We start from the raw sequence: 25,890 nt of genomic DNA on the forward strand, positions 1-25,890 counted from the left end.
CTATTGTAGCTTGGGGCGGGCGCCTGGCGATTCAAGCGCCCGCAGGCGCCCGTCAGCCACGCTGGACGCGGCCCACCGGGGTGGTGCCGCCGTCGCCCAGGAACTTGCGCGGGTTGACCACGCGCCCGTCCTGCCAGACCTCGAAATGCACGTGCGCGCCGGTGGAGCGCCCGGTGGAACCGGCCTTGGCCACTTCCTGGCCGACCCGGACCAGGTCGCCCTCGCGCACACTCAGGCGCGAGTTGTGCGCGTACAGGGTCTTGTAGCCATTGCCGTGGTCGACCTCGACCACGTTGCCGTAGCCGCCCTTGACCCCGGAAAAGCTGACCACGCCTTCGGCCACCGCCGTCACCGGGTCGCCGACGCGGGCGTGGAAATCCATGCCCTTGTGGGTAGCGGCACCGCGGCCGAACGGATCGGCGCGGGTACCGAAGCCGGAGGTCACGTAGCTGTTGCGGATCGGCATGCGCGAGGGCACGGCGTTCTGTTCCAGCTGGTGGTCGAACAGCAGCGACTCGAGCACCGACAACTGCCTGCCTGAAGCAGCGAAGCGCTGCTCCAGCACCTGTAAGTCGCTGTTGACCGCGCTCAGCGGGATGTCCTGCGCCGGGCCGGCATCGCCGTCACCCAGGCCGGGCGTCTCGTTGAAATCGAACTCGCCGTCCTCGAGCTTGCCCATCTGGGTCAGGCGTTCGCCCAGGGCGTTCAGGCGGGTGGCCTGGGCCTGCAGCTCGCCCAGCCGCGCCGCCAGCGCGTTGACCTGGGTCTGCGCGTCGGCCTGCACCTTGGCGAGCTCGCGCTCCTGGCGTTCGACCTGCGCGCGCAGCGCCGCGTCGCCGGCCGCGCCGACGCCGAGGGTGAGCCCCACGCCGACCAGGCAACCCAGGCCCATCACGCTGCCCAGCAGGGCCTTTGGCCTATCCTCGAAAAACATCTGCAGGCGCGCCAACGGCGTTTTTGCCTGCTGCCCCCGTGTTTTGATTACGATCTTTTTGAATGCCATCGAAGAATTCTTATGTCTGAGCCGAAATCCAGCGTTCGTTCCCGCAGCGCGCCCAAACAGGCGCTGGAAGCGGTCATGGCGGACAAGGCCGGGAACCCGCTGCGACGAGCCCTGTGGCTCGATGCGCTGGACCGGCAGTTGCGCCCCCATCTGCCGCCTGCGCTGGCCAACCGTTGCCGGCTGGCCAATGTGGACGGCGAACACCTCGTTTTTCTCGTCGAATCGCCGGTCTGGCATGCCAAGGTCAGGCTTGCCGAAAACCAGCTGCTCGACGCGGCCCGATCCATCGGGCTGAAGGCCACCCGGGTGACCGTCAAGACTGCAACCGCGCCTGCACCCTCCCCGGTGCACAACGACCAGCGCAGCACTCACGCAGTAACGGCCGCCACGCACAAAGGCCTGCGCGACGCCCTGGCTTGTCTGGCGGATGTGAAGGGCACCCGTTCCTGAATGCGGGTGGGGTTGCTCCACCACATCCGGGCATCCCGAAGGACCCCAGCACCAAGCCGGCAGGAATCCTAGCCGCGACTTGCAGTGGAGGAGTTAGTCTTTTGTTAATTAATCGTTAAATTCAGGCTGAAATGGCGCCTGGATTCACATTTTGTCTACGCCTATCGGTAGACCGCCCATTCAGGCGTAGGCCGTCGCCCCGTAGACGATCGGGTCGGCGACAGCCGGCGAATCGAAGCTCGCCCACTCCCAGGCGCTGGCGTCGGCCAGCAGGGCGCGGACCAGCTTGTTGTTGAGCGCGTGGCCGGATTTGTAGCCCTCGTAGGCAGCCAGCACCGGGCCGCCGGCCAGGTACAGGTCGCCGACCGCATCGAGGATCTTGTGCCGCACGAACTCGTCGGCGTAGCGCAGGCCGTCGTCGTTGAGCACGCGGAACTCGTCCAGCACGATGGCGTTGTCCATCGAACCGCCCAGCCCCAGGTTGCGCTCGCGCATGTACTCCAGGTCGCGCATGAAGCCGAAGGTGCGCGCGCGGGAGATTTCCTTGATGTAGGCGGCGGTGGAGAAGTCGATCTCCACCCGCGACTGGCGGGCCGGGATCATCGGGTGGTCGAACTGGATGGTGAAGCCCAGCCGGTAGCCCTCGTGCGGTTCGAAACGGGCGATCTTGTCGCCGTCGCGCACTTCCACGGTCTTGAGGATGCGCAGGAAACGCTTGGGCGCCGGCTGCTCGACGATGCCCGCCGACTGCAGCAGGAACACGAACGGACCCGAGGAACCGTCCATGATCGGCAGTTCGGCCGAGGACAGCTCGACGATGGCGTTGTCCACGCCCAGCCCGGCCATGGCCGACATCAGGTGCTCGACGGTCTGGATCTTGGCGCCTTCGCAGGTCAGGCCGGTGCACAGGGTCACCTCGGTGACCAGGTCGGCGCGCGCCGGCACTTCCACCACCGGGTCCAGGTCGACGCGGCGGAACACGATGCCGTGGTCGACCGGCGCCGGGCGCAGGGTCATGTAGACCTTGTCGCCGCTGTGCAGGCCGACGCCGGTGGCGCGGATCGTGTTCTTGAGGGTGCGCTGCTGGATCATCGGGGTACGTTCTGGAGGGACCGCCCGGAGCGCGGCCATAACCAAACAAGAATAACACGCATCAACATCCGTCCCTGGCGCGCGGCCACCACGCCTCCTCCGGGGAGGCGAAGCTGCCGCCGGGCCGATCCTGGCCCGGCAGCAACGGACATGGATGCTGCCACCGGGGAGGACAACCCCGGCGTCTACGACAACTCACCACCTGCCGGCCATGCCGCCCGCCGAAGGCGCCCCGTCGGGACGCCCGGCGATGGCGACCGGCCGGTCAGTCGGCCTGGCGGCGGAGGAACGCCGGGATGTCCAGGTAGTCGCTCGGCAGCTCCGCCGCGGCCGGTGCGGCCGCCGGGGCCGAGGCGGCCACGGTGTCCGAACTCGGGCGACGCAGGCCCATGCCCAGCGAGCTGCCCACCGCCTTGGCCACGGCGTCGGCCGGGCTTTCGTAGTCGCCGCCGAACTCGGCCTGGCCGGTGGTGGCATTGCGCACCAGCTTGATCGGCGCACGCTCGCCCGGGCGCTGCGCGCTCTTGGCCACGGCGCGGTTCAGGCCGGTGGCGACCACGGTCACCCGCACCTCGTCCTGCATGTCCGGGTCGAGCACGGTGCCGACCACCACGGTCGCGTCTTCCGAGGCGAAGCCGTCGATGGTGCGGCCGATCTCGTCGAACTCGCTCATGGTGAAGTCCGGGCCGGCGGTGATGTTGACCAGGATGCCGTTGGCGCCGGCCAGGTTCACGTCGTCCAGCAGCGGGTTCTGGATGGCGGCCTCGGCGGCGGCCTGGGCGCGGTCGTCGCCGCGGGCGGTGCCGGTGCCCATCATCGCCAGGCCCATTTCCGACATCACGGTGCGCACGTCGGCGAAGTCGACGTTGATCAGGCCCGGGCGCACGATAAGGTCGGCGATGCCCTGCACCGCGCCCTGCAGCACGTCGTTGGCCGCGCGGAAGGCCTGCACCATGGTGGCGTTGCGGCCGAGCACGGTGATCAGCTTCTCGTTGGGGATGGTGATCAGCGAATCGACGTGCTGGCTGAGCTCCTCGATGCCCTTGAGCGCCACCTGCATGCGGCGACGGCCCTCGAACGGGAACGGCTTGGTGACCACGGCCACGGTCAGGATGCCCATTTCCTTGGCCAGCTGCGCCACCACCGGCGCGGCGCCGGTACCGGTGCCGCCACCCATGCCGGCGGTGATGAACACCATGTCCGCGCCCTGCAGGGCGTCCATGATCCGCTCGCGGTCTTCCAGCGCGGCCTGGCGGCCGACTTCCGGGTTGGCGCCGGCGCCCAGGCCCTTGGTGACATTGGTGCCGAGCTGCAGCTGCAGCTTGGCGCCGCAGTTCTTGATCGCCTGCGAATCGGTGTTGGCGGTGATGAACTCGACGCCGTCCACGCTGGAGTTGACCATGTGCGCCACGGCGTTGCCGCCGCCGCCGCCCACGCCCACCACCTTGATCACCGCATTGGGTGCCATCTTCTCGATCAGTTCGAAATGTGCCATGTCCATGTCCTCGTTATAACCGCTTCCGTTGGCGTGGCCCCGCAGGCGTCCTGCCCTTGGTCACCGCGCCGCCATTGCGGCAGTTGTCGTTGGAATCCCTCGTGGCCTGCGCCACTACGGGGTACCGCCCTGCTTCAATCACCGGCCAGCGGCCGGCGTTACCGCCCGCTCCGCGTCAGAACTCTCCGCGGAACCAGTTCTTCAATTTGTTGAACAGCGTGCCGGCGCGCCCGGTGGGCAGCGACGGACGCCGCGGGTGTTCGATCTGGCTGCCCATCAGCAGCAGGCCGACGCCGGTGGCGTGCACCGGGTTGCCGACCACCTCGCCCAGCCCGGTGACGTGCTGCGGGATGCCCACGCGCACCGGCATCTGCAGCATTTCCTCGGCCAGCTCGACCACGCCTTCCATCTTCGAGGCGCCGCCGGTGAGCACCATGCCGGCGCGCACCATTTCCTCGAAGCCCGAGCGCCGCAGTTCGGCCTGCACCATCTCGAAGATCTCCTCGTAGCGGCCCTGCACCGCCTGCGCCAGCGAGGCGCGCGGCATGCGCCGCGGCGGGCGGTCGCCGACCGACGGCACCTGGATGCTCTCCTCGGCGGTGGCCAGCTGCGCCAGCGCGCAGGCGTAGCGCACCTTGATCTGCTCGGCCTCGGGGGTCGGCGTGCGCAGCATGTGCGCGATGTCGTTGGTGACGTGGTCGCCGGCGATCGGCAGCGAGGCGGTGTGGCAGATCGCGCCCTGCACGAACACCGCGATGTCGGTGGTGCCGGCGCCGATGTCCACCATCACCACGCCGAGCTCGCGCTCGTCGGCGGTCAGCACCGCCACCGACGACGCCAGCGAGGACAGCACCAGGTCGTCCACCTGCAGGCCGCAGCGCTGCACGCACTTGCTGATGTTGGCCGCGGCCGACTGCGCGCACACCACCAGGTGCGCGTGCACCTCCAGGCGCACGCCGGTCATGCCGACCGGGTTGCGGATGCCTTCCTGCGAATCGTCCAGCACGTACTCGCGCGGGATCGCGTGCAGGATCTTCTGGTCGGCCGGGATCGCCACCGCCTTGGCCGCCTCCAGCACCCGGTCCAGGTCGCCCCAGGTCACTTCGCCCTCGCGGATCGGGGTGATGCCCTGCGAGTTGCGGCACTGCACGTGGTTGCCGGAGATCGAGGCATAGACCGAGCGGATCTCGCAGCCGGCCATCAGCTCGGCTTCCTCGATCGCGCGCTGGATCGACTGCACCGTCGACTCGATGTCGACCACCACGCCGCGCTTGAGCCCGCGCGATTCGTGCGAGCCGATGCCGATCACCTCGATCGGGCTGCCCGGCGAGTACTCGCCCACCAGCGCCACCACCTTGGAGGTGCCGATGTCGAGGCCGACGATCAGTGATTTGTCACCCTTGCGATTCATGTCCTGTCCTGCGTCTGCTTTGCTGCCGGCGGCGGAGTTCCCCAGCTCAGCGTGAAACCGTTGGTGTAGCGGAGATCGGCACGCACGATCGGCACCTGGGTGCGCGTGAGCTGCGGCAGCACGCGCACGAAGCGGCCCAGCCGCGAACGCGCGTCGTCGCGGCCGACGATGACTTCGGTGCCGTTGTCCAGCGCCAGCGACCAGCTGCCGCGCGCGTCCATCGCCACCCGCCGCACGTCCATGCCCACCGGCGCGAACAGCGCGCGCGAATCGTTGTAGAGCTCGACCACCTCGGCGGTCTTGCTGTCGGGCCCGTCGAGCTCGGGCAACGGCGCGTTCTCCAGCCCGTGCGGGGTGGCGAACAGGCGCCCCTGCTCGGACAGCAGCCGGTCCTTGCCCCAGCGCGCGAACGGCTTGTGCTCGACCACGCTCACTTCCAGCACGTCCGGCCACTGCTTGCGCACCTGCGCGCTCTCCACCCAGGGCAACCGCTCCACCGCGTGCTGCGCGTCCTGCAGCTTGACCGCGAAGTAGCCGGCACGCGCATACGGCAGCAGCGCCCTGCGCAGGTCCTCACCGGGCACGCGCTTGAACTCGCCGTGCACGCGCAGGCGGGTCAGCGGCCAGCGCTCGGCGCCGACCCAGCCGTTGAGCACCGCGACCACCGGCAGCGCCACCAGGGCGATGGCCAGCAGCCAGGCGAGCATGCGCAGCAGCGCGCTCATGCCCGGCCTCCGTGCGCCCGGGCGGTTCCGCACGGCCGCACCGCGCCCTGGCCGCGCGCGGCCCTGGACGGGGTGCATGCCGACGGAAGCAGCCAGGCGATCATTCGTCCCGCGCCTCCTGGAAGCCGCCGCTGGCGATCTGCTGGGCGACGTGGCCGATGTCGCCGGCGCCCATCATCAGCAACAGGTCGCCGTCGCGCAGCACGTCCGGCAGCACCGACACCAGGTCGTGGGCATGGCCGACCACCACCGGTTCGCTGCGGCCACGGGCGCGGATGGCGCGGGCCAGCGACTTCGAATCGGCACCGGGGATCGGCGCCTCGCCGGCCGGGTACACCTCGCTCAGCACCAGCGCGTCGACTTCCGACAGCACCGCGGCGAACGCGTCGAACTGGTCGCGGGTACGGCTGTAGCGGTGCGGCTGGAACGCCACCACCAGGCGCTGCTCGGGCCAACCGCCGCGGGCCGCGGCGAACACCGCGGCCAGCTCGCGCGGATGGTGGCCGTAGTCGTCGATCAGCCGCACCCGGGCGCCCTTGGCGGTGGTGACCACGCCCAGGTCGTTGAAGCGGCGGCCCACGCCTTCGAACTTCTCCAGCGCCGCGGCGATGGTGTCCGGGGCCACGCCCAGCTGCCAGCCGATGGCGGCGGCGGCCAGCGCATTGAGCACGTTGTGGCGGCCGGGCAGCGCCAGCGTCACCGGCACGCTGCTGCCTTCGGGCAGGCGCAGGGTGAAGCGCATGCGCGCGCCGTCCTGCTCCACGTCCTCGGCGCGCACGTCGGCGTTGCCGCTCATGCCGTAGGTCATGACGTGGCGCGGGGTCTGTGTCGCCAGCGCGGCCACTTCCGGATCGTCGATGCACAGCACCGCCAGCCCGTAGAACGGCAGCCGCTGCAGGAACTCGGCGAACGCCGCCTGCACGCGGGCGAAGTCGTTGCCGTAGTTCTCCAGGTGGTCGGCGTCGATGTTGGTGATCACCGCCACCAGCGGGTTCAGGCGCAGGAAGCTGCCGTCGCTCTCGTCGGCTTCGGCCACCAGCCACTGCCCACCGCCGAGCTTGGCGTTGGCACCGGCGGCCAGCAGCTGCCCGCCGATCACGAAGGTCGGGTCCAGGCCGCCTTCGCTCAGAACCGCGGCGGTCAGCGAGGTGGTGGTGGTCTTGCCGTGGGTACCGGCCACGGCGATGCCGCGGCGGAAGCGCATCAGCTCGGCCAGCATCGCCGCGCGCGGCATGATCGGGATGCGCTGGCTGCGCGCCTCCATCAGTTCCGGGTTGTCCTCGCGGATGGCGCTGGACACCACCACGCAGTCGGTGCCGAGCACGTTGGCGGCCGAGTGCCCGCGCATCACCCGCGCGCCCAGCCGCGCCAGCCGGCGGGTGGCGGCATTGTCGGCGTTGTCCGAGCCGGAGACTTCATAACCCAGGGTCAGCATCACCTCGGCGATGCCGCTCATGCCGGTGCCGCCGATGCCGACGAAATGCACCCGCGGGAACGCCCGGACCAGGTCGGTGGTGTCGTGGAGGCGGCGGATCATGCGCGGCCTCCGGCAAGGCGGGCGCGGGTGCGCGGTGCCGTGTTCATGCTGCTTCCTCGAGGATGATGTCGGCGATGCGTTCGGCCGCATCGGCCTTGGCCAGCGCACGCGCGGCCTGGGCCATCTGCATGCGTCGGGCGGGAGTGGCGGCGAGCGCGCGCAGCACGCCCTCCAGGTTGGTGGCCAGCGCGTCGTCCTGCTTCAGCAGTTCAGCGGCGCCGCGCTCGACCAGGTATTCGGCGTTGCGGGTCTGGTGGTCGTCGACCGCCGCGGCAAACGGCACCAGTACGCTGCCGACGCCCACCGCGCACAGCTCGGCCAGGGTGGAGGCGCCCGAACGGCACACCACCAGGTCGGCCCAGGCATAGGCCGCGGCCATGTCCTGGATGAAGGCATCGACGCGGCCGTCGACGCCGGCCTCGCGGTAAGACCGCCGGGCTTCGTCGAGCAGCTTCTCGCCGCACTGGTGCCAGACCTCGATGGCGACGCTGCCGGCAAGCGCGGCCAGCGCCCGGGGCACTGCGTTGTTGAGCGCGCGCGCGCCCTGGCTGCCGCCCAGCACCAGCACCCGCATCGGGCCGCTGCGGCCGGCCAGGCGCTGCTCCGGCGCCGGCAGCGCGGCGATCTCGGCGCGCACGGGATTGCCGACGACCTCTTCGCCGGTGGCGAAGCTGCCGGGGAAGCCGGTCAGCAGGCGCCGCGCGAAGCGCGACAGGATGCGGTTGGTCATGCCCGGCGCGCGGTTCTGTTCGTGCACCAGCAACGGCAAGCCGTGCAGGCGCGCGGCCATGCCGCCAGGGCCGGAGGCGAAGCCGCCGAACGCCACCACCGCGCGCGGGTTGCGCTCGCGCAGGATGAAGCCGGCGGCGCGGATCGCGCGCAGCACCCGCAGTGGCGCGGCCAGCAGCGCCAGCTTGCCCTTGCCGCGCAGGCCGGAGATCGCCAGCGTGTCGATGGCGATGCCGTGCTGCGGCACCAGCCGGGTCTCCATCGCGCCCTCGGCGCCGAGCCAGGTGACCGGGACGCCGCGCTCGCGCAGCACCCGGGCCACGGCCAGCCCCGGGAAGATGTGCCCGCCGGTGCCACCGGCCATGATCAGCACCGGGCGCGCGTCATGCGACGGCCTCGGGCTGCCTTGCCGTTCGGTCACGGCCTGCGGCTGCGAGGGATGCGTCATCACGCGATCCTCCCGAAGGTCGGTTCGACACGCTGCTGCATGCGGCTGGTGCCGCGCGTGGTGCCGGCCTGCATGGCCGCGGCGATCGCGCTGGCGGTGGCCGGCTCGGCCGGCTGCGCGCCGGTCTCCGCCGGCGCATCGGCCACGTCGGCATCATCGCGCACTTCCTGGCGGCGCACCGCGCGGTTGTATTCCCACGACACGCGCAGCAGCACGCCGACCGCCACGCAGGTCATCATCACGCTGGAACCGCCGGAGGAAATCAGCGGCAGGGTCAGGCCCTTGGTCGGCAGCATGCCCAGGTTCACGCCGATCGACACGAAGGTCTGCAGGCCGATCCACAGGCCCACGCCGAAGGCGATGTAGCCGGAGAAATGGCGGCGCATCTCGATGCAGCGCATGCCCAGCCAGAACGCACGGCCGACCAGCAGCGCGTACAGCGCGACGATGGTGCACACGCCGGCGAACCCCAGTTCCTCGGCGATCACCGAGAAGATGAAGTCGGTATGCGACTCGGGCAGGTAGTTGAGCTTCTGGATGGACGCACCCAGGCCCACGCCGGTCCATTCGCCGCGACCGATCGCCATCAGCGCGTTGGACAGCTGGTAACCCGAACCCAGCTGGTCTTCCCACGGGTCCATGAACGAGGTCACGCGGCGCATGCGGTAGGGCTCGAAGATCACCAGCAGCACCAGCGCCGGCAGCATCAGCAGCAGCGGCAGCATGATCCGCTTGAGCTGCGCGCCGCCCAGCACCAGCATGCAGGTGGTGATGCCCAGCAGCAGCATCGACGAACCGAAGTCCGGCTGCAGCAGCAGCAGCACCACCAGCACCCCGACCACGCCCACCGGCTTGAGCATCGCCTGCCAAGTGGCGTTGACCTCGTCGCGGAAGCGCACCAGGTAGCTGGACAGCCAGACGATGTACAGCACCTTCACCGCCTCGACCGTCTGGAACTTGGACACGCCCAGGTTGATCCAGCGGCGGGCGCCGTTGACGGTGCTGCCCAGGCCGGGCACGAACACCACCACCAGCAGCGCGAAGCAGCCCAGCAGCAGCAGGTGGTTGTACTTCTCGACCTCGCGCAGCTCCACCCGCATCGCCACCGCCGCCAGCGCCACGCCGATGCCGATGAACACCAGGTGCCGGGTCAGGTAGTAGAACGGGCTCTGGGTGAGCGCGATGGAGCTGGAGGCGACCATCACGATGCCCAGCGACGCCAGCGCCACGGCCGCGCCCAGCAGCCACTTGTCGTAGTGGCCGCCGATCGCTTCGAGCCGGGTTGCCTGGCGCGCGGTATCGTCCATCAGCGCACCTTCAGCGTCGCCAGGCCGATCAGCACCAGCACCACCGAGATGATCCAGAAGCGCACGATCACCCGCGGTTCGGGCCAGCCCTTGAGTTCGAAGTGGTGGTGGATCGGCGCCATGCGGAACACGCGCTTGCCGGTCAGCTTGAAGCTGGCCACCTGGATCATCACCGACAGCGTCTCGATCACGAACACGCCGCCCATCACCACCAGCACCAGTTCCTGGCGCACGATCACCGCGATGGTGCCCAGCACCGCGCCCAGCGCCAGCGCGCCGACGTCGCCCATGAACACCATCGCCGGGTAGGTGTTGAACCACAGGAAGCCGAGGCCGGCGCCGGCGATCGCCGCGCAGATGATGACCAGCTCGCCCGCCCCGGGGATCTGCGGGATCTGCAGGTAGCTGGAGAACACCGCGTTGCCCGAGGCGTAGGCGAACACGCCCAGCGCGCAGGCGACCAGCACGGTCGGCATGATCGCAAGCCCGTCCAGGCCGTCGGTCAGGTTGACCGCGTTGGAGAAGCCGACGATCCAGAAGTAGGCGATGGCGACGAAGCTGATCCCGGCCAGCGGCAGCGCGATCGCCTTGAACATCGGGATGTACAGGGTCAGCGCCGCCGGCACGTCGGCGGTATGGAACAGGAACAGGCCGGCGCCGAGACCGAAGATCGACTGCAGCAGGTACTTCCAGCGCGACTTCAGCCCGTTGGGGTCGCGCCGGGCGATCTTGATCCAGTCGTCGTACCAGCCGATGGCGCCGAAGCACAGCATCACCGCCATCACCAGCCACACGTAGCGGTTGCGCAGGTCGCCCCACAGCAGCACCGCCATCAGCACCGACAGCAGGATCAGGCCGCCGCCCATGGTCGGGGTGCCGGCCTTGGAGAAGTGCGACTGCGGGCCGTCCTTGCGGATCGGCTGCCCGCCCTTGAGCTGCGCCAGGCGGCGGATCGCCGCTGGCCCCAGCCACAGCGACAGGCCCAGCGCGGTCAACGCGGCGAGGATGCCGCGGAACGTGAGGTAGTTGAACAACCGGAACAGGTCGTCCAGCTGCTGCAGCCAGCGGGCCAGTTCAAGCAACATGCGGTGTGTCCTCGCCGCGCTTGAGCAGCGCGGTCACGATCTTGTCCATGGCGCTGCCGCGCGAGCCCTTGACCAGGCAACGCACGCCAGCATGAAGGTCGGCTTCCAGCGCGGCGGCCAGCGCGGCGTGGCTGTCGAAATGGCACCCGCCTTCGCCGAACGCGGCGGCGGCGGCAGCGCTCAGCGGCCCCAGCGCGTACAGCCGCTTGAGCCCGGCCTCGCGCGCACGCGTGCCGGCCTGCGCATGCAGCGCCTCGGCATCGGGGCCGAGTTCGCGCATGTCGCCCAGCACCAGCCAGCCTTCTTCGCTGGCCGCGGCGAGCGCGGCGATCGCCGCAGCCAGAGACCCCGGGTTGGCGTTGTAGCTGTCGTCGACCAGCACCGCGCCGCCGGGCAGCGCATGGGCGACCTGGCGGCCCGCCACCGGACGCGCCTGCTGCAGGCCTTCGGCGACCCGCGGCAGGGCGATGCCCGCGGCCAGCGCCAGCGACGCGGCGGCCAGCGCGTTGAGCACGTTGTGCCGGCCCGGCAGCTGCAGCGCCACCTCGGCCTCGCCCTGCGGCGCATGCAGGCGGAAGCGCGAACCGGCTTCGGCCAGCACGATGGCGCTGGCGGTGACGTCGGCGCTGGCTTCCAGGCCGAAGCGGAGCACGCGGTGGGCACCGGCGCGCTCGGCGAAGAACGGGGCGAACGCGTCGTCGGCGTTGACTACCGCCACTCCACCCTCGCGCAGGTCGTCGTAGACCGCCGCCTTGGTGTTGGCGATCTCCAGCAGGCTGCCCATCCGCTCCAGGTGCGCGGGCGCGACGTTGTTGACCAGCGCCACGTCCGGCGCGGCGATGGCGGTCAGGTAGGCGATGTCGCCCGGCTTGCCGGTGCCCATCTCGTAGATCGCGAAATCGGCGTCTTCCGGCGCGTCGATCACCGCCAGCGGCATGCCGATCTCGTTGTTGCGGTTGCCCGGGGTGGCGTAGACCTGGCGGCCCTCGACCATCGCCACGTGCTGCAGGATCGCCAGCAGCAGGGTCTTGACGGTGGTCTTGCCATTGCTGCCGGTGATGGCGAACACGCGCGTGGCGCGGTCGCGCTGCATCGCGGTGGCGATCCGGGCCAGCGCGCGCTCGGCGTCGGCGACCACCACCTGCGGCACGTCCAGCGGCAGCAGGCGCTCGACCAGCAATGCGCTGGCGCCGTTGTCCACGGCGCCGGCGGCGAAGTCGTGGCCGTCGAAGCGCTCGCCGCGCAGGGCCAGGTACAGGCTGCCCGGTGCCAGCGTGCGGCTGTCGTTGCCGATGGCATCGATGCTCGCGTCCTCGCCATGCAGCTCGCCGCCGGCCCAGTGCGCGATCAGCGACAGCGGGGTGCGCTTCATCGGGCGCCTCCCGCGGCCGCGTCGCCGCTGGAACCCTGTGCGGCGCGTGCGCTTTGGCGGCTGGCCAGCGCGCGCGAGGCGACGTCGGTGTCGTCGAAAGGATGCTTGATGCCTGCGATCTCCTGATAGGGCTCGTGCCCCTTGCCGGCGACCAGCACGATGTCGCCGGGGCCGGCCTGGGCGATGGCCGCGCCGATGGCGCGCGCACGGTCGCGCTGTACGTGAATTTCGGTGGGCCGGTACGCCACAGCGCTGCCCGCGGCGGCGCTGCGGGTGCTTTCGCCCGTGGCGAAGCCGGCCATGATGTCGGCGACGATGACGTCGCCGTCCTCGCCGCGCGGGTTGTCGTCGGTGACGAACACCACGTCGGCATGCGCCTGGGCGATGGCCGCCATCTGCGGACGCTTGCCGGTGTCGCGCTCGCCACCGCAGCCGAACACGCACAGCAGGCGGCCGTCGAGGTGGCCGTGCAGGCTGCGCAGCGCCTGCTCCAGCGCGTCGGGGGTGTGCGCGTAATCGATGACCACGGTCGGCTCGCCGTGCCCGCCGAGGCGGTTCATGCGGCCGCGGATCGGCTGCAGCCGGCCCAGCACGTCGGCGATGGTCGCCGCCGGGTGGCCCAGCGCATGCAGCGTGCCGGCCACGGCCAGCAGGTTGTCGACGTTGAAGCGGCCCAGCAGCGGCGAGCGCAGCGGGTGGCGCTCGCCGCCGATGACCAGGTCGAAGCCGATGCCCTGCCCATCCAGCACCAGCGCCTCGGCGCGCACGCTGGCGCCCGCCTGCCCGGTCGAGCTCAGGCCGATGCCGCGGACCCCGCCGGCCAGGGTGCCGGCCAGTTCGCGGCCGAACCCGTCGTCGAGGTTGATCACCGCCGCCTTCAGGCCGTCACGGTGGAACAGCCGCGCCTTGGCCGCGCCGTAGCTGGCCATGTCGCCGTGGTAGTCCAGATGGTCGCGGGTGAGATTGGTGAACACCGCCACGTCGTAGTGCACGGCATCGACGCGGCCCTGGTCCAGCGCATGCGAGCTGACCTCCATCGCCACCGCCTGCGCGCCCTGGTCGCGCAGCCGCGCCAGCACTTCGTGCATCTGCAGCACCAGCGGCGTGGTGAAGCCGGTGGGCACCACGTCGCCGTACAGGCCGACGCCGAGCGTGCCGATGCTGCCGCTGCGGGTACCCAGCAGGTGCCAGGCCTGCGACAGCAGCTGCACGGTCGAGGTTTTGCCGTTGGTGCCGGTCACGCCGACCATGGTCATCGCGCGCGAGGGGTGGCCATGGAACTGGTCGGCCATCGCGCCCATGCGCTGGCGCAGGCCGGGCACGGCGATGGCGTCGGCCGGTGCCGGCAGCTGCGCCGGCGCCGGCGGATCGAACAGGATGGCGCTGGCACCGGCCGCGCGGGCCTGCTCGACGAAACCCAGCCCATGCGCGCCGAAGCCGGCGATGGCGACGAAGGCGTCGCCGGGGCGCACCTGGCGCGAGTCCAGCACCAGCCCGCCGATCTGCGGGTCGGACGCCAGCGCCAGGTCGGGCAACAGCTGCGACAGCGGCATCGTGCGGCTCACTGGCGCACCTCCGGCGTGGCCGGCTGCGGCGCGGTGGCGGTGGGGATGGCCGCGTTGAATTCGGCATCGATATTGGGCTCGGCCGGATCCTGCGGCACCGGCAGCACCGCCGGGTTGTGGACCGGGTTGCCGCCGACCTTGCCGGCCGCCTGCGCCGCCAGCCACGACTGGATGTCGTCCGGCGGCACGTCCATCAGCCGCAGCGTGCCCTCCATCACGTGGTGGAACACCGGCGCGGACACCAGGCCGCCGTACTGCAGCCTGCCGCGCGGGTCGTTGACCACGATCACCGCGGCAAAGCGCGGGTTGGTGGCCGGCACCACGCCGGCGAACAGCAGGTTGTAGTGGCCGCGTTCGTAGCCGTTGGGGCCGTTCTTGCGCGCGGTGCCGGTCTTGCCGGCGACGTGGTAGCCCAGGATCGCCGCCTGCTTGGCACCGCCCTGGGTCACCACCGTCTCCATCATCCGCACCACTTCCTGCGCGACCGCAGGCTCGATCACCTGGCGCGCTTCGTTGTGCTGGCCCTTGACGAAGGTCGGCTGGATCACGCGCCCGCCGTTGGCCAGCGCCGAGTAGGCCTGCGCGATCTGCAGCGGCGTCACCGACAGGCCGTAGCCGTAGGACATGGTGGTCTTGGTGGTGCCGTACCAGCCCGGGCTGCCCGGCGACGGCACCACGCCGGCCGACTCGCCCGGGAAACCGCTGTGCGGCGCCACGCCGTAACCGAAGGCGCGCACCGCGTTGTAGAAGGTCTGGTCCGGCAGCCGCGCCACGATCTTGGCCGCGCCGATGTTGGAGCTGCGGGTGATCACCCCGGTGACGTTGAGCACGCCGTTGTTGCGCGGCACGTCGCGGATCGTATAGCGGCCCAGCGACAGGTAGCCGGGGTTGGTGTCGATGATGGTGTCCGGGGTGACCACGCGGTTCTGCAGCGCGGTGGCGATGGTCAGCGGCTTCATCGTCGAACCCGGCTCGACCAGGTCGGTCACGGCGCGGTTGCGGCGCGCATCCGGCGTCGCCCCGCTGACCGAGTTCGGGTTGTAGGTCGGCAGGTTGGCCATGGCCATGATCTCGCCGGTGGCCACGTCCATGATCACGATGGAGCCGCCGGCCGCTTCGTTGGCGGTGACCGCGTTGCGCAGCTCGCGCATGGCCAGGAACTGGATGCGGCGGTCGATGCTGAGGGTCAGGTCCTTGCCCGGCTCGGCCGCGCGCACCAGGTCGATGCTCTCCACGATCGCGCCCTTGCGGTCGCGGATCACCTTCTTGGCGCCGGGCTTGCCACGCAGCCATTCGTCGAACGCCAGCTCCAGGCCTTCCTGGCCGTGGTCGTCGATGTTGGTGAAGCCTAGCACGTGGGCCATCGCCTCGCCCTGCGGGTAATAGCGGCGGAACTCGCGCTGCGCGAACACGCCGGGAATCTTCAGCGCGACGATCTGCTCGGCCACGTCCGGGTTCATCCGGCGCCGCAGGTACATGAACTCCTTGTCGGCCTTCTGCGTGAGCTTGGCGGTCAGCTCGTCCACCGGCAGCGACAGCGCCTGCGCCAGCTCGGGGATGCGCCCGGGCGCGCGCAGCAGCTCCTGCGGGTTGACCCAGATCGAGGCGACCGGGGTGGATACCGCCACCGGCTCGCCATTGCGGTCGGTGATCATGCCGCGCGAGGTGGCGATGGGCACCTCGCGCAGGTAACGCGCTTCACCCTGGCGCTGGTAGAAATCGCTGTTGACCAGCTGCACGTAGGCGGCGCGGCCGACCAGGGTCACCGCGCACAGGCCCAGCCCGGCGCCGACCATCAGCATGCGGTTGCGCAGGTTGAACTGGCTGCGGTTGCGGTTGCGGCGGGGGGCGCTCATGGCGCACCTCTGACCGCCATGGACGGCGGGAATGCCGGTTTTGCAGGAGCACAAACCGACCCTGCGCCGCCCTGCGGGCGGCTTCGCCGTGCAAAACCTCTGTCCTGCCGCTTGGTCATGGCCGCACCACCACGATGTCGCCGGCTTCCGGGAACTTCATGCCCAGGCGCCCACGCGCCTCCTGGTCCACGCGGGTGGCCTGGGCCAGGGTGGCCTGCTCCAGCTGCAGGCGGCCGAATTCGATGTTGAGTTCGTCGCGCGCGTGTTCCAGCCGCGACAGCTCCACGAACAACTGGCGATGGCGGTGGCGCATGAACACCACGCCGATCGCCGAGGCGATCGTGCAGGCCAGCAGCACCACCAGCAGCAGGCGGCTCATGCGGCGCCTCCCCCGGTGGCCGGCGCGCGCTTTTCCGCCACCCGCAGCACCGCGCTGCGCGAACGCGGGTTGGCCGCCAGCTCGTCGTCCTCGGCCTTGATGGCGCCACCGACCAGGTCCAGCGTCGGCACGAACGCCTGCACTTCCGGCAGCCGGCGGTTGCTCGGCGGCGCCTTGGCATGGCGGTTCATGAACTGCTTGACGATGCGGTCTTCCAGCGAATGGAAGCTGATCACCGCCAGCCGGCCACCGGGCTTGAGCCGGGCCATCGCCGCGTCCAGCCCGGCCTCGAGGTCGGCCAGCTCGCGGTTGATGTGGATGCGGATGGCCTGGAAGCTGCGCGTGGCCGGGTGGATCTTGTCCTTGCCGCGCGGCATCACCGAAGCGATCAGCTCGGCCAGTTCGGCGGTACGCGAAAACGGCTGCCTGGTGGTGCGGTACTGGACGATGGCGCGGGCGATGCGGCGGCTCTGCCGCTCCTCGCCGTAGGTCCACAGCACGTCGGCGATCTCGCGTTCCTCGGCGCGGTTGAGCCACTGCGCCGCGCTCTCGCCCGAATCCGGGTCCATGCGCATGTCCAGCGGGCCGTCCTTGCCGAAGCTGAAACCGCGCTCGGCCACGTCCAGCTGCGGCGAGGACACGCCCAGGTCGAACAGCACGCCGTCCAGGCCGGCGGCGGTCTCGCTCCAGTCCAGCAGGTCGGCGAAGCTGCCGCGATGGATCGCCACGCGCGGGTCCGGCGCGAAATCGCGCTCGGCCACGGCAATGGCTTCCGGATCCTTGTCCATCACCAGCAGGCGGCCATGGGGACCGAGCTGGCGCAGCACGCCGCCGGCGTGGCCGCCACGGCCGAACGTGCCGTCCAGATAGGTACCGTCCTCGATCACCCTCAGGCCCTGCAGGACCTGGGTGTACAGCACCGGCAGGTGAGCCGCCGGCGGCTGCGACACCGGAGGGTGACCGGCCTGCGCTTGACCGCGCACCCGGGCACCCCGGCTCACAACTTCAGATCGAGCAGCCCATCGCCCAGATCCTCGTCAGACAACGTCTGCTGGATCAGTGCGCGATGCGCTTGCTCGCTCCATAGTTCGAACTTGTCGCCCATGCCCATCAGCACCGCCTTCTTCTCGATGCCGACCGCGTTGCGGTGGCTGGACGGCAGGCTGATGCGGCCATTGCCATCCAGTTCCAGATGGGCGGCCGAGCCGACAAGTTTCTGCTGCAGGGTGCGCACCACGCGCTGGGTGTTGGGCTTGGCCATCACGTCGTCGCGCACCCGCTCCCACTCCTGCTCGGCGTACAGCCACAGGCACCCGGCTTCGAACGGGTTGTAGGTCAGCACCAGGCGGTTGCCGCTCGCACGCGCGACCAGGTCGCGGTAGGCGGTTGGCACCGCCATGCGTCCCTTGTCGTCAACCGTGATGGCCGTCTCGCCTTGAAACACGCCGTCTCTACCTTCAGTGCCTGATGTCGCCTGGGCGGTCATTGAACCACGGAAAACCACAAAAAACCCGGTTTTCCCTCGGATGACCACCTTAGCAGCGGCCGAAGGCTTGTCAACAACTTTTCGTGGGCAAAATCGTCATTCGCATCAAGGGTTTGCGCCAATCTTTAGAGACTTGTTCAAACTTTATCCACAAGTTGCTGTTTCGTCTCAAATTTTGAGATTTCAAGGAAATTCAGGCGTGTGGAGGGCATGTGAAAACGCCGATCCGGTCGGGCCGCTGTTCAGGTGGGCGTGGCCGCTGACCGCGCGGGAAGGCACACTGGCCGCATGTGCCTGGTCGCTCTCGCCTGGAAGTCCCACCCCCGCTGGCGCCTGTTCATGGCGGGCAACCGCGACGAGTTCCACGCCCGCCCGACCGCCGCGCTGGACCGCTGGCCGCCACCGCACGGCGACGTGGTCGCCGGCCGTGACCTGCGCTCGGGTGGCACCTGGATGGGCATCGGCGGCAGCGGCCGCGCCGCGGTGATCACCAACGTGCGCGACCCGCGCGCGGCCAGCGGCGGACCGTCGCGCGGTGCCCTGGTAGCCGATTACCTGGGCGGTACCAGCACCTCCGCAGCCGGGCAGATCGAGCAACTGGCGGCCCGGGCCGGCGACTACGCCCCGTTCAACCTGCTGCTGGCCGACGCCGACGGCTGCCACTACCTGGGCAACCACCCACCGGCGCGGCAGGCCCTGGCGCCCGGCGTGCACGGCATGTCCAACGGCGCGCTCGACGCGCCGTGGCCGAAGACGCGGCGCCTGATGGCGGCACTGGACGACTGGCTGGCACGGAACGACCCGCCACTGGACCCGCTGTGGGCGGCGCTGGCCGACGAATGGCGACCGGACGACGCCGAGCTGCCGGCGACCGGCATCGCCCTGCCACTGGAACGCCAGCTTTCGGCCGCCTTCATCCGCGGCCGGGACTACGGCACCCGCGCCAGCACCGTGATCGCCATCGACCACGACGGCCATGGTTTCATCGCCGAACGCCGCTTCGGCCCGGAAGGCGTGTTCCTCGGCCACAGCCGGGTAGATATCGCGCCCTGACCACACCGCAGTGCGCCTGTCGACCCACGCACCAGACGGGATGCGAAGCGGGCAGGCCATGCCGCCGGAGCCACAGCCCCCTTTAGTAAAGGGGACGCGCCGACAGGCGCGGGGTTGTGGAGGGCAGAGGGCCCGGGGCCCATTGTTCTGTACCGCTTCCGCGGTACGGAACAATGGGGCTTTTCCCGCCCGGCAGGCGGGAAAAGCGGCGGAGCCGGCCTGTAAGCCGGGTTCTGTCGTGGACAGTCATTCTTCTAGGCGCCACGTCACCGTGACGCTCGAGCAACCTACCCGGACCCGACGCGGGCCACGCCATTAGGTCCCTATTTGGTCTTGCTCCAGGTGGGGTTTGCCGTGCCGGTCCGTTGCCGGACTCGCGGTGCGCTCTTACCGCACCATTTCACCCTTACCGGCCTCCCGAAAGAGACGTAGGCGGTATCTTTCTGTTGCACTTTCCGTCGGCTCGCGCCGCCCAGGCGTTACCTGGCACCTTGCCCTGTGGAGCCCGGACTTTCCTCGGCGTTCCCGAAGGAACGACGCGACTGCCCGGCCGACTCCGCCGCGCATAGTGTACGTGCTGGCGCCGGCGCTGCGGGCATCGCCGCGAAAGTCCGCCGGACAGACTTCAGGTTCCGGCGTGCGCCTCGCCCGTCGCCCGTCGCCCGTCGCCCGTCGCCGCGGCCGTTTGCCCCACCCTCGCGCAGAAAGCGGCGCTTCACCTGTGCCATGCCGCGGCCCCTCCCGCTTCATGGCCCGGCCTAACCGCCGTACAGCAGCTTGCGCGGCGCGCCGCTCAGTTCGGCGGCGAGCTTGGCCGCGGTGGACGGCGGCAGGTATTCCTTGAGCCGGGCATGCAGCCGGCGGCCTTCGGCGATCTTCGCCGCTTCATCGTCGGCCGCGCCCTGCACCATCACCACGAACTCGCCCTTGCGCTGGTTGTCGTCGGCCTCGACCGCCGCGCGCAGCTGCGCCAGGGTGCCGTCGAGCACGGTTTCGAACAGCTTGGTCAGTTCGCGCGCGACCACCGCCGGGCGCTCATCGCCGAACGCGGCGGCCATGTCGGCCAGCGATTCGGCGATGCGGTGCGAGGATTCGTAGAACACCAGGGTGCCGGTTTCGCCGGCCAGGCGCTGCAGGCGCTCGCGCCGGGCCACGGCCTTGGCCGGCAGGAAACCCTCGAACACGAACCGGTCGCTGGGCAGGCCGGCCACGCTCAGTGCCGCGATCGCCGCACACGCGCCGGGCACCGGGCTGACCTTCACCCCGGCCGCACGCGCCGCGCGCACCAGCCGGAAGCCGGGGTCGCTGACCAGCGGGGTGCCGGCGTCGCTCACCACCGCCATCGATTCGCCGCCGAGCAGGCGCGCCACCACGCGCTCGGCCATCGCCTCCTCGTTGTGGTCGTGCAGCGCCACCAGCGGCCGGCTGATGCCGAAGTGCGACAGCAGCTGCCCGGTATGGCGCGTGTCCTCGGCGCAGATCGCGGCAACCGACCGCAGCACCTCCTGCGCGCGCGGACTCAGGTCGGCAAGGTTGCCGATCGGCGTGGCGACAACGTACAGGGTGGCGGGGGCAGCGGGCATCATCGGCTTTTCCATGGGCAAGGGTAGAATCCTACCGTGTCACCCACCCGGCGCCGCCGCGTGCCGTTGAACGGACCCCGAATGAACAAGCCCGCCGCACGGATCACCGCCCTGTCCCTGTCGCTGCTGCTGTTGGCCGCCTGCGCCACCACCGGCCCGGCACCGACCACCTCGCCGGGGCAGCAGGCCGCCATCGCCCTGCTCGAACAGGGCAAACCGCGCGAAGCCGCGCAGCAGCTGGAAGCCGAAGCCGCGCTGGTCCGCGGTGCCGCCAGGTCGCAGTTGCTGGCCGATGCCGCGTTCGCCTGGCACGAAGCCAACGACGATGCGCGCGCGCGCATGCTGCTGCCGCAGGTGCAGGCGCGCCAGCTGAGCGGCGCCAGCCGCCAGCGCCATGCCCTGCTCGTCGCGGAACTGGCCCTGGCCGACAAGCAGCCGGCCGCCGTGCTGCAGGCGCTGGGCACGCAGCAGCCGGACCTGCTCGCGGCCGCCCAGCAGGCGCGCTGGCACCTGGCCCGCGGCCAGGCGCTGGAAGCCAATGGCGATGCCTTCGCCGCGGCCGGTGCCCGCGCCCGTGCCGGCGTGCTGCTGGCCGGCGCTGCGCGCACCGACAACCAGCGCGCCATCACCCGCCTGCTGGCAGGACTGGACGATGCCACCCTGGCCAGCCGCAGCGCCGCGCTGCCGGCCGGTGACCCGCTGTACAACCATGCCGGCCGCGCGCTGATCGGCCGCGGCCTGCCGCTGCCGCGGCCGTTCGAGCGCGATGCCGCGTGGCAGCTGGACACCAGCAAGCGCCCGCCGGCCGACACCGACGGTTATCGCCCGCCGCTGAAGATGGCGGTGCTGCTGCCGCTGTCCGGCACCCTGGCCACTGCCGCCGCGCCGGTGCGCGATGGCCTGCTGGCCGGTTACTACGGCGAGTACCGCCGCCGCCCGCAGGTCGATTTCATCGACACCCGCGGCACCCCGGCCGGCGCCATCGCCGCCTACGACAAGGCCGTGGCCGGCGGCGCCGATTTCGTGGTCGGGCCGCTGGGCCGCGACGAGGTCGACGCGCTGTTCGGCCGCGCGCAGCTGCAGGTGCCGCTGCTCGCGCTCAACCGCGGCAAGGACACGCCGCCGGCGGGCAGCGCCGGCTTCTCGCTGGCACCGGAGGACGACGGCATCATGGCCGCCGAGTACCTGCTGGCCCGCGAGCGCGGCAAGGTGCTGGTGATCGGCAGCAACGACGACAACGGCCGCCGCGCCACCGCCGCCTTCGGCGAGCGCTTCGCCGAGCGCGGCGGCAAGGTCGTCGCCAGCCTCACCGTCGGCGACGCCCCCGGCGACATCGGCGCGCGCCTGCGCCAGGCCGGCACGGTCGATGCGGTGTTCCTGGCGGTCAAGGGCTCGCAGGCGCGGGTATTGGCGCCGCAGCTGGCGCTGGCCGGCATCGGCGGGGCTACGCGGGTGGGCACCTCGCAGCTGGTGTCGGGTACCGGCAAGGCCGACGAGGACATGGCGCTGGACGGCATCGCCTTCCCGAGCGAGGCATGGGCCGTGCGCGGTGCGCCGGGGCTGCCGGCAGCCGCCGAACTGGCCGCTACCCTGCCGACCGCGCGCGGTGCCGCCGCGCGCCTGTTCGCCTTCGGTTTCGACGCCTGGAAGATCTCCGCCTACCTGGAAAAGCTGGCCAACAGCACCCAGGGGGGCCTGGCCGGCGCCACCGGCACCCTGCACCTGGACGGCTTCGGCAACGTGCTGCGCACCCCGGCGTGGTCCACCTTCAGCGCCGGCCAGCCGGTGCCGATCGGTGATGGCCGCTGACCAGGCCGCACGCGGCGCCGCGGTGGAAGCCGCCGCGCGCCGCCACCTGGAGCGGGCCGGCCTGCGCTGGCTTGCGGGCAACGTCCGCTACCGCGGTGGCGAACTCGACCTGGTGATGGCGGACCCGGCCAGCGGCGGCATCGTATTCGTGGAAGTGCGCTACCGCCGCAGCCGCGCGTTCGGCGGCGGCGCCGCGTCGGTGGATGCCGGCAAGCGCCGGCGCCTGCTGCTGGCCGCACAGCTGTATCTGGGCGCGCACCCGGCCCATGCCCAGGCGCCGTGCCGCTTCGACGTGGTCGAAGCCAGCGGCGAACCGCCGCAGCTGCACTGGCTGCGCGACGCCTTCCGCGCCGACGACGGCTGATGCCCAGCGTCTTCACCCATGCCGCCGTGCCGCTGGCCCTGTGGTGCGCCAGCGCGCGCGGGCGCGTGTCCACGCGGCTGCTTGCCGCCGGCGTCGCCGCCGCGGTGCTGCCCGACGCCGACGTGCTGGGCTTCGCCCTGCACGTCCCGTACGCCGATGCCTTCGGCCATCGTGGTGCCAGCCATTCGCTGCTGTTCTCGGCCGTGCTGGCGGCGCTGGCACTGGCCCTGCACCGGCCGCTGCGCGCGGGACCGGCGCAGGCGGCGGCCTTCGTCTTCGCCTGCGCGCTGTCGCACCCGCTGCTGGACGCGTTCACCTCCGGTGGCCTCGGCGTCGCGCTGTGGTGGCCATGGAGCGAGGCACGCCTGTTCGCCCCGTGGCGGCCGATCCGGGTCTCGCCCTTCGCCAATGGCTTCTTCAGCGCACGCGGCCTGCAGACCGTGCTGTCCGAACTGCGCTGGGTGTGGCTGCCGTTGACCCTGGCGGTGCTCGGCTGGCGCCTGCTCCCACACCGTTCCCCTGCCGGTTCCCGCACCCCATGACCTGCCTGCCCGCCGCATTCGACCAGACGCTCTCCGACCTGCTCGGCGCGCACTGGCGCACCGACACCGCCGCCCTGGCCGCGCACGCGCAGGACAACTCCTGGCGGCACGCGCTGCCGCTGGGGGTGGCGCTGCCGGAGGACCGCGCGCAGGTACAGGCCATCGTGCGGGCGTGCCGCGCGCACGGCGTGCCGCTGGTCGGGCGCGGTGCCGGCACCGGCACCACCGGCGCCGCGGTGCCGGTCGCAGGTGGCATCGTGCTGTCGTTCGCGCGCATGAACCGCATTCTCGCGCTGCGCCCCGGCGACCGCTGCGCGGTGGTCGAGCCGGGCGTGCTGAACGGCGACCTGCAGCAGGCGCTGATGCCGCACGGCCTGTTCTGGCCGCCGGATCCGTCCAGCTTCGAGAGCTGCAGCATCGGCGGCAACCTGGCCACCAATGCCGGCGGCCCGCGCGCGGTGAAGTACGGCACCACCCGCGACAACGTGCTCGGGCTGGTGGCGGTGACCGGCGCCGGCGAACTGATCGAATGCGGCGGCCCGTGGACCAAGGACGCCACCGGCTATGACCTCACCCACCTGCTGGTCGGCAGCGAGGGCACGCTGGCGCTGATCGTCGAAGCCACGCTCAGGCTGGCGCCGCGGCCGCGCGCGCAGGCCGGGCTGCGCGTGCTCTACCGCGACGCGTCCAGCGCGGCGGCGGCGGTGTCCCGGGTGATGGCGCAGCCGGCCACGCCGACCACGCTCGAATTCATGGACGCGCGCAGCCTGGAGCTGCTGCGCGGCAACGGCGCGCAGGTGCCCGATGCCGGCGCGATGCTGCTGATCGACGCCGACGGCGATGACGACACCCTGCCCAACATCCTGCACGCGCTGGCCCAGGCCGCCGAAGGCGAGGGCCTGCTGGCGCTGGACGTGGCAATGGACGGCAGCGCGCGCGAACAGCTGTGGGCGGCGCGGCGCGCACTGTCGCCGGCGCTCAGGCGCATCGCCCCCGGCAAGATCAACGAAGACGTGGTGGTGCCGGTCTCGCGCATCCCCGAGCTGGTGGCCGGCGTGCAGGCGCTGTCGGCGCGTTTCGAGCTGCCCATCGTCACCTTCGGCCATGCCGGCAACGGCAACCTGCACGTCAACATCCTCTACCACCCCGACGATGCCGGGCAGAACGCGCGCGCGCATGCGGCGCTGCCGGAAGTGTTCGCGCTGGCGCTGGCGCTGGGCGGCACCCTGTCCGGCGAACACGGCATCGGCCTGGCCAAGCGCGGGTTCATGGCGCAGGCCTTCACCCCGGCCACGCTGGCGGCGATGCGCGCGATCAAGCGGGCGCTGGACCCGGACGACATCCTCAATCCGGGCAAGGTGCTGCCCGATGCCGAAGCCGCGCATCGCTGACGGCGCCACCGCGTGGCGCAGGTACCGGGCCCCGGCAGGTGTCGTGCGCAGGATTGGAAGCCAGCGGGCGGACGGCCCGCGGCGCGGCCACACGCCGCCTTCGCCTGCCGCGGGGGCGTGCCGGCACCGGCAACCGGGCGCGCCCGGGATACGCCAGCCGCCGCCCTACTCCGCGAAGTGGCGGTAGCCGCTGCGACCCGCGCCGGCATCGCCTTCGCAGTGCACGCCACGGCCTTCGGCGATCACGCCGATGCGCGCCAGCGGCAGCGCGAGATCCGCTGCCAGGGCCTGCACCGCCTGGCGCCGTTCCGGCGCGGCGGTGAAGCACAGTTCGTAGTCGTCGCCGCCGCGCAGGGCGCAGTCCAGGGCGGCGGCATCGCCGAGCGCGGTACGCAGCGCGGCCGACAGCGGCATCGCGTCGGCCTGCAGCACCGCGGCCACGCCGCTGCGCGACGCGATGTGGCCCAGGTCGGCGAGCAGGCCGTCGGACACATCGGCGGCCGCGTGCGCGCAGGTGCGCAACGCCAGCCCCAGCGACAGCCGCGGCATCGGCCGCTGCAGGCGCTGGCGCAGGCGCTCGTGGGCGGCATCGGCCACCACGCCGCGTACGTCCAGCCGGCCCTGCTGCCACAGCCGCAGGGCGCCGGCGGCCTCGCCGGGATGACCGCTGACCCAGATGTCGTCGCCCACCCGGGCGCCGTCGCGGCGCAGCGCCTGCGCGGCCGGCACCTGCCCCATCGCGGTGATCGAGATCGACAGGGGCCCGCGCGTGGTATCGCCGCCGACCACGGCGATGCCGCTGGCGTCTGCCAGTGCGAACAGCCCGTCGGCGAAGGCATCCAGCCAGTCGCCCTCGGCCTGCGGCAGGGACAGCGACAGCGTGCACCAGGCCGGCACGGCCCCCATCGCCGCCAGGTCGGACAGATTGGCCGCCAGGGCCTTCCAGCCGATGTCGGCCGGGGCGCTCTCGGCCGGGAAGTGCACGCCGGCATTGAGGGTGTCGGCGGTGACCGCCAGCTGCTGCCCCGGCGCCGGCTGCAGCAGCGCCGCGTCGTCGCCGATGCCCAGCACGATGTCGGCGCGCGCCCGGGTGCGGCGCGCGATGCGTTCGATCAGGGCGAACTCGTCAAGGCTCATGGGCAGGCATTCCTGGAACGAAAACGCCGGCGCCGATGCTGCCGGCCCCGGCGTCGTGCTGGAAGCGGCCG

General features: G+C 71.2%; 23 protein-coding genes and 1 other RNA gene. 6 read left to right on the forward strand and 18 right to left on the reverse strand.

Annotated elements, in window-relative coordinates; translation table 11 throughout:
- Positions 1–52: 52 nt before the first annotated feature.
- A complete protein-coding gene (locus QQA12_RS13420) occupies positions 53–1,003 on the reverse strand; it encodes a M23 family metallopeptidase (protein WP_054667593.1) in 951 nt (316 codons plus the stop codon).
- Between the two features lie 12 nt (positions 1,004–1,015).
- Here QQA12_RS13420 and QQA12_RS13425 point away from each other — a divergent pair, with 12 nt between their 5' ends.
- Positions 1,016–1,453, forward strand: coding sequence for a DciA family protein (locus QQA12_RS13425; protein ID WP_226049567.1), 438 nt, complete (start codon positions 1,016–1,018; stop codon positions 1,451–1,453).
- A 180-nt stretch (positions 1,454–1,633) separates the two neighbouring features.
- On the opposite strand, the gene lpxC is transcribed toward QQA12_RS13425, so the two are convergent.
- The 14 genes from lpxC to QQA12_RS13495 form a co-directional block, all read right to left on the reverse strand.
- A complete protein-coding gene (gene lpxC, locus QQA12_RS13430; RefSeq protein WP_226049568.1) occupies positions 1,634–2,545 on the reverse strand; it encodes a UDP-3-O-acyl-N-acetylglucosamine deacetylase in 912 nt (303 codons plus the stop codon).
- Between the two features lie 265 nt (positions 2,546–2,810).
- Positions 2,811–4,040 (reverse strand): cell division protein FtsZ, encoded by a 1,230-nt coding sequence (gene ftsZ / locus QQA12_RS13435; protein ID WP_104939595.1) that lies wholly within the window; start codon positions 4,038–4,040, stop codon positions 2,811–2,813.
- A gap of 175 nt (positions 4,041–4,215) precedes the next feature.
- Complete coding sequence (ftsA, locus tag QQA12_RS13440) at positions 4,216–5,451, reverse strand: cell division protein FtsA (protein ID WP_054667596.1); 1,236 nt, start codon at positions 5,449–5,451, stop codon at positions 4,216–4,218.
- Positions 5,448–6,176 carry a cell division protein FtsQ/DivIB gene (locus QQA12_RS13445; RefSeq protein ID WP_054667597.1) on the reverse strand — a complete coding sequence of 243 codons (729 nt, stop codon included), beginning with the start codon at positions 6,174–6,176 and terminating at the stop codon, positions 5,448–5,450. Before QQA12_RS13445 ends, ftsA begins: the two co-directional genes overlap by 4 nt.
- A gap of 100 nt (positions 6,177–6,276) precedes the next feature.
- Positions 6,277–7,713 carry a UDP-N-acetylmuramate--L-alanine ligase gene (gene murC / locus QQA12_RS13450; protein ID WP_054667598.1) on the reverse strand — a complete coding sequence of 479 codons (1,437 nt, stop codon included), beginning with the start codon at positions 7,711–7,713 and terminating at the stop codon, positions 6,277–6,279.
- A gap of 43 nt (positions 7,714–7,756) precedes the next feature.
- Positions 7,757–8,806, reverse strand: coding sequence for an undecaprenyldiphospho-muramoylpentapeptide beta-N-acetylglucosaminyltransferase (gene murG / locus QQA12_RS13455; RefSeq protein ID WP_233324893.1), 1,050 nt, complete (start codon positions 8,804–8,806; stop codon positions 7,757–7,759).
- Between the two features lie 83 nt (positions 8,807–8,889).
- Positions 8,890–10,197 (reverse strand): putative lipid II flippase FtsW, encoded by a 1,308-nt coding sequence (gene ftsW / locus QQA12_RS13460; RefSeq protein ID WP_054667600.1) that lies wholly within the window; start codon positions 10,195–10,197, stop codon positions 8,890–8,892.
- Positions 10,197–11,282 carry a phospho-N-acetylmuramoyl-pentapeptide-transferase gene (gene mraY, locus QQA12_RS13465; protein ID WP_054667601.1) on the reverse strand — a complete coding sequence of 362 codons (1,086 nt, stop codon included), beginning with the start codon at positions 11,280–11,282 and terminating at the stop codon, positions 10,197–10,199. The genes ftsW and mraY overlap by 1 nt, the downstream gene beginning before the upstream one ends.
- On the reverse strand, positions 11,272–12,654 hold the full coding sequence (gene murF / locus QQA12_RS13470; RefSeq protein WP_226049570.1) for a UDP-N-acetylmuramoyl-tripeptide--D-alanyl-D-alanine ligase: 1,383 nt from the start codon (positions 12,652–12,654) through the stop codon (positions 11,272–11,274). Before murF ends, mraY begins: the two co-directional genes overlap by 11 nt.
- Positions 12,651–14,219, reverse strand: coding sequence for a UDP-N-acetylmuramoyl-L-alanyl-D-glutamate--2,6-diaminopimelate ligase (locus QQA12_RS13475; RefSeq protein ID WP_226049571.1), 1,569 nt, complete (start codon positions 14,217–14,219; stop codon positions 12,651–12,653). The genes murF and QQA12_RS13475 overlap by 4 nt, the downstream gene beginning before the upstream one ends.
- Positions 14,216–16,075, reverse strand: coding sequence for a penicillin-binding protein 2 (locus QQA12_RS13480; RefSeq protein ID WP_054667604.1), 1,860 nt, complete (start codon positions 16,073–16,075; stop codon positions 14,216–14,218). The genes QQA12_RS13475 and QQA12_RS13480 overlap by 4 nt, the downstream gene beginning before the upstream one ends.
- A 115-nt stretch (positions 16,076–16,190) precedes the next feature.
- The gene (ftsL, locus tag QQA12_RS13485; RefSeq protein ID WP_054667605.1) at positions 16,191–16,454 is read right to left on the reverse strand and encodes a cell division protein FtsL; all 264 of its coding nucleotides are present in this window, start codon (positions 16,452–16,454) and stop codon (positions 16,191–16,193) included.
- Positions 16,451–17,437 (reverse strand): 16S rRNA (cytosine(1402)-N(4))-methyltransferase RsmH, encoded by a 987-nt coding sequence (gene rsmH, locus QQA12_RS13490; RefSeq protein ID WP_226049950.1) that lies wholly within the window; start codon positions 17,435–17,437, stop codon positions 16,451–16,453. The genes ftsL and rsmH overlap by 4 nt, the downstream gene beginning before the upstream one ends.
- A gap of 14 nt (positions 17,438–17,451) precedes the next feature.
- A complete protein-coding gene (locus QQA12_RS13495) occupies positions 17,452–17,853 on the reverse strand; it encodes a division/cell wall cluster transcriptional repressor MraZ (protein WP_232528718.1) in 402 nt (133 codons plus the stop codon).
- Between the two features lie 375 nt (positions 17,854–18,228).
- Between QQA12_RS13495 and QQA12_RS13500 the strand changes: the two genes are divergently transcribed.
- Positions 18,229–18,993, forward strand: a complete 765-nt coding sequence (locus tag QQA12_RS13500; protein WP_226049572.1) for an NRDE family protein — start codon at positions 18,229–18,231, stop codon at positions 18,991–18,993.
- Between the two features lie 206 nt (positions 18,994–19,199).
- Here the strand turns inward: QQA12_RS13500 and rnpB are convergent.
- Positions 19,200–19,551: RNase P RNA component class A (gene rnpB, locus QQA12_RS13505), an RNA gene on the reverse strand.
- Between the two features lie 200 nt (positions 19,552–19,751).
- Positions 19,752–20,576: a 16S rRNA (cytidine(1402)-2'-O)-methyltransferase gene (gene rsmI / locus QQA12_RS13510; RefSeq protein WP_226049573.1), complete on the reverse strand. Its 825-nt coding sequence runs from the start codon at positions 20,574–20,576 to the stop codon at positions 19,752–19,754.
- Between the two features lie 81 nt (positions 20,577–20,657).
- Between rsmI and QQA12_RS13515 the strand changes: the two genes are divergently transcribed.
- Genes QQA12_RS13515 through QQA12_RS13530 form a run of 4 tightly spaced genes read left to right on the forward strand, consistent with a single transcriptional unit; the run spans position 20,658 to position 24,682 of the window.
- On the forward strand, positions 20,658–22,385 hold the full coding sequence (locus QQA12_RS13515) for a penicillin-binding protein activator (RefSeq protein ID WP_226049574.1): 1,728 nt from the start codon (positions 20,658–20,660) through the stop codon (positions 22,383–22,385).
- Complete coding sequence (locus QQA12_RS13520) at positions 22,375–22,749, forward strand: YraN family protein (RefSeq protein ID WP_054667610.1); 375 nt, start codon at positions 22,375–22,377, stop codon at positions 22,747–22,749. The genes QQA12_RS13515 and QQA12_RS13520 overlap by 11 nt, the downstream gene beginning before the upstream one ends.
- Entirely contained in the window at positions 22,749–23,291 is a 543-nt protein-coding gene (locus QQA12_RS13525; RefSeq protein WP_056932303.1) for a metal-dependent hydrolase, read from the forward strand. Before QQA12_RS13520 ends, QQA12_RS13525 begins: the two co-directional genes overlap by 1 nt.
- Positions 23,288–24,682: an FAD-linked oxidase C-terminal domain-containing protein gene (locus QQA12_RS13530; RefSeq protein ID WP_226049575.1), complete on the forward strand. Its 1,395-nt coding sequence runs from the start codon at positions 23,288–23,290 to the stop codon at positions 24,680–24,682. The genes QQA12_RS13525 and QQA12_RS13530 overlap by 4 nt, the downstream gene beginning before the upstream one ends.
- A 165-nt stretch (positions 24,683–24,847) precedes the next feature.
- On the opposite strand, the gene thiL is transcribed toward QQA12_RS13530, so the two are convergent.
- Positions 24,848–25,819, reverse strand: coding sequence for a thiamine-phosphate kinase (gene thiL, locus QQA12_RS13535; protein ID WP_226049576.1), 972 nt, complete (start codon positions 25,817–25,819; stop codon positions 24,848–24,850).
- Positions 25,820–25,890 lie beyond the last annotated feature (71 nt).

Origin of the sequence: Stenotrophomonas sp. 17(2023) (genome assembly GCF_030345315.1) — a bacterium.
In the GTDB taxonomy this organism is placed as follows: domain Bacteria; phylum Pseudomonadota; class Gammaproteobacteria; order Xanthomonadales; family Xanthomonadaceae; genus Stenotrophomonas; species Stenotrophomonas acidaminiphila.

Bases quoted from the DNA above. Each gene is read 5' to 3' on its own strand.
- QQA12_RS13420 (WP_054667593.1), bottom strand. From the start codon at position 1,003: ATGGCATTCAAAAAGATCGTAATCAAAACACGGGGGCAGCAGGCAAAA.
- QQA12_RS13425 (WP_226049567.1), top strand. From the start codon at position 1,016: ATGTCTGAGCCGAAATCCAGCGTTCGTTCCCGCAGCGCGCCCAAACAG.
- QQA12_RS13525 (WP_056932303.1), top strand. From the start codon at position 22,749: ATGCCCAGCGTCTTCACCCATGCCGCCGTGCCGCTGGCCCTGTGGTGC.
- QQA12_RS13500 (WP_226049572.1), top strand. From the start codon at position 18,229: ATGTGCCTGGTCGCTCTCGCCTGGAAGTCCCACCCCCGCTGGCGCCTG.
- QQA12_RS13495 (WP_232528718.1), bottom strand. From the start codon at position 17,853: ATGGCGGTGCCAACCGCCTACCGCGACCTGGTCGCGCGTGCGAGCGGC.
- QQA12_RS13530 (WP_226049575.1), top strand. From the start codon at position 23,288: ATGACCTGCCTGCCCGCCGCATTCGACCAGACGCTCTCCGACCTGCTC.
- murC (WP_054667598.1), bottom strand. From the start codon at position 7,713: ATGATCCGCCGCCTCCACGACACCACCGACCTGGTCCGGGCGTTCCCG.
- QQA12_RS13480 (WP_054667604.1), bottom strand. From the start codon at position 16,075: ATGAGCGCCCCCCGCCGCAACCGCAACCGCAGCCAGTTCAACCTGCGC.
- murF (WP_226049570.1), bottom strand. From the start codon at position 12,654: ATGAAGCGCACCCCGCTGTCGCTGATCGCGCACTGGGCCGGCGGCGAG.
- lpxC (WP_226049568.1), bottom strand. From the start codon at position 2,545: ATGATCCAGCAGCGCACCCTCAAGAACACGATCCGCGCCACCGGCGTC.
- QQA12_RS13515 (WP_226049574.1), top strand. From the start codon at position 20,658: ATGAACAAGCCCGCCGCACGGATCACCGCCCTGTCCCTGTCGCTGCTG.
- ftsW (WP_054667600.1), bottom strand. From the start codon at position 10,197: ATGGACGATACCGCGCGCCAGGCAACCCGGCTCGAAGCGATCGGCGGC.
- QQA12_RS13445 (WP_054667597.1), bottom strand. From the start codon at position 6,176: ATGAGCGCGCTGCTGCGCATGCTCGCCTGGCTGCTGGCCATCGCCCTG.
- thiL (WP_226049576.1), bottom strand. From the start codon at position 25,819: ATGAGCCTTGACGAGTTCGCCCTGATCGAACGCATCGCGCGCCGCACC.
- rsmI (WP_226049573.1), bottom strand. From the start codon at position 20,576: ATGCCCGCTGCCCCCGCCACCCTGTACGTTGTCGCCACGCCGATCGGC.
- mraY (WP_054667601.1), bottom strand. From the start codon at position 11,282: ATGTTGCTTGAACTGGCCCGCTGGCTGCAGCAGCTGGACGACCTGTTC.
- QQA12_RS13520 (WP_054667610.1), top strand. From the start codon at position 22,375: ATGGCCGCTGACCAGGCCGCACGCGGCGCCGCGGTGGAAGCCGCCGCG.
- ftsL (WP_054667605.1), bottom strand. From the start codon at position 16,454: ATGAGCCGCCTGCTGCTGGTGGTGCTGCTGGCCTGCACGATCGCCTCG.
- ftsA (WP_054667596.1), bottom strand. From the start codon at position 5,451: ATGAATCGCAAGGGTGACAAATCACTGATCGTCGGCCTCGACATCGGC.
- ftsZ (WP_104939595.1), bottom strand. From the start codon at position 4,040: ATGGCACATTTCGAACTGATCGAGAAGATGGCACCCAATGCGGTGATC.
- murG (WP_233324893.1), bottom strand. From the start codon at position 8,806: ATGGCCGGTGGCACCGGCGGGCACATCTTCCCGGGGCTGGCCGTGGCC.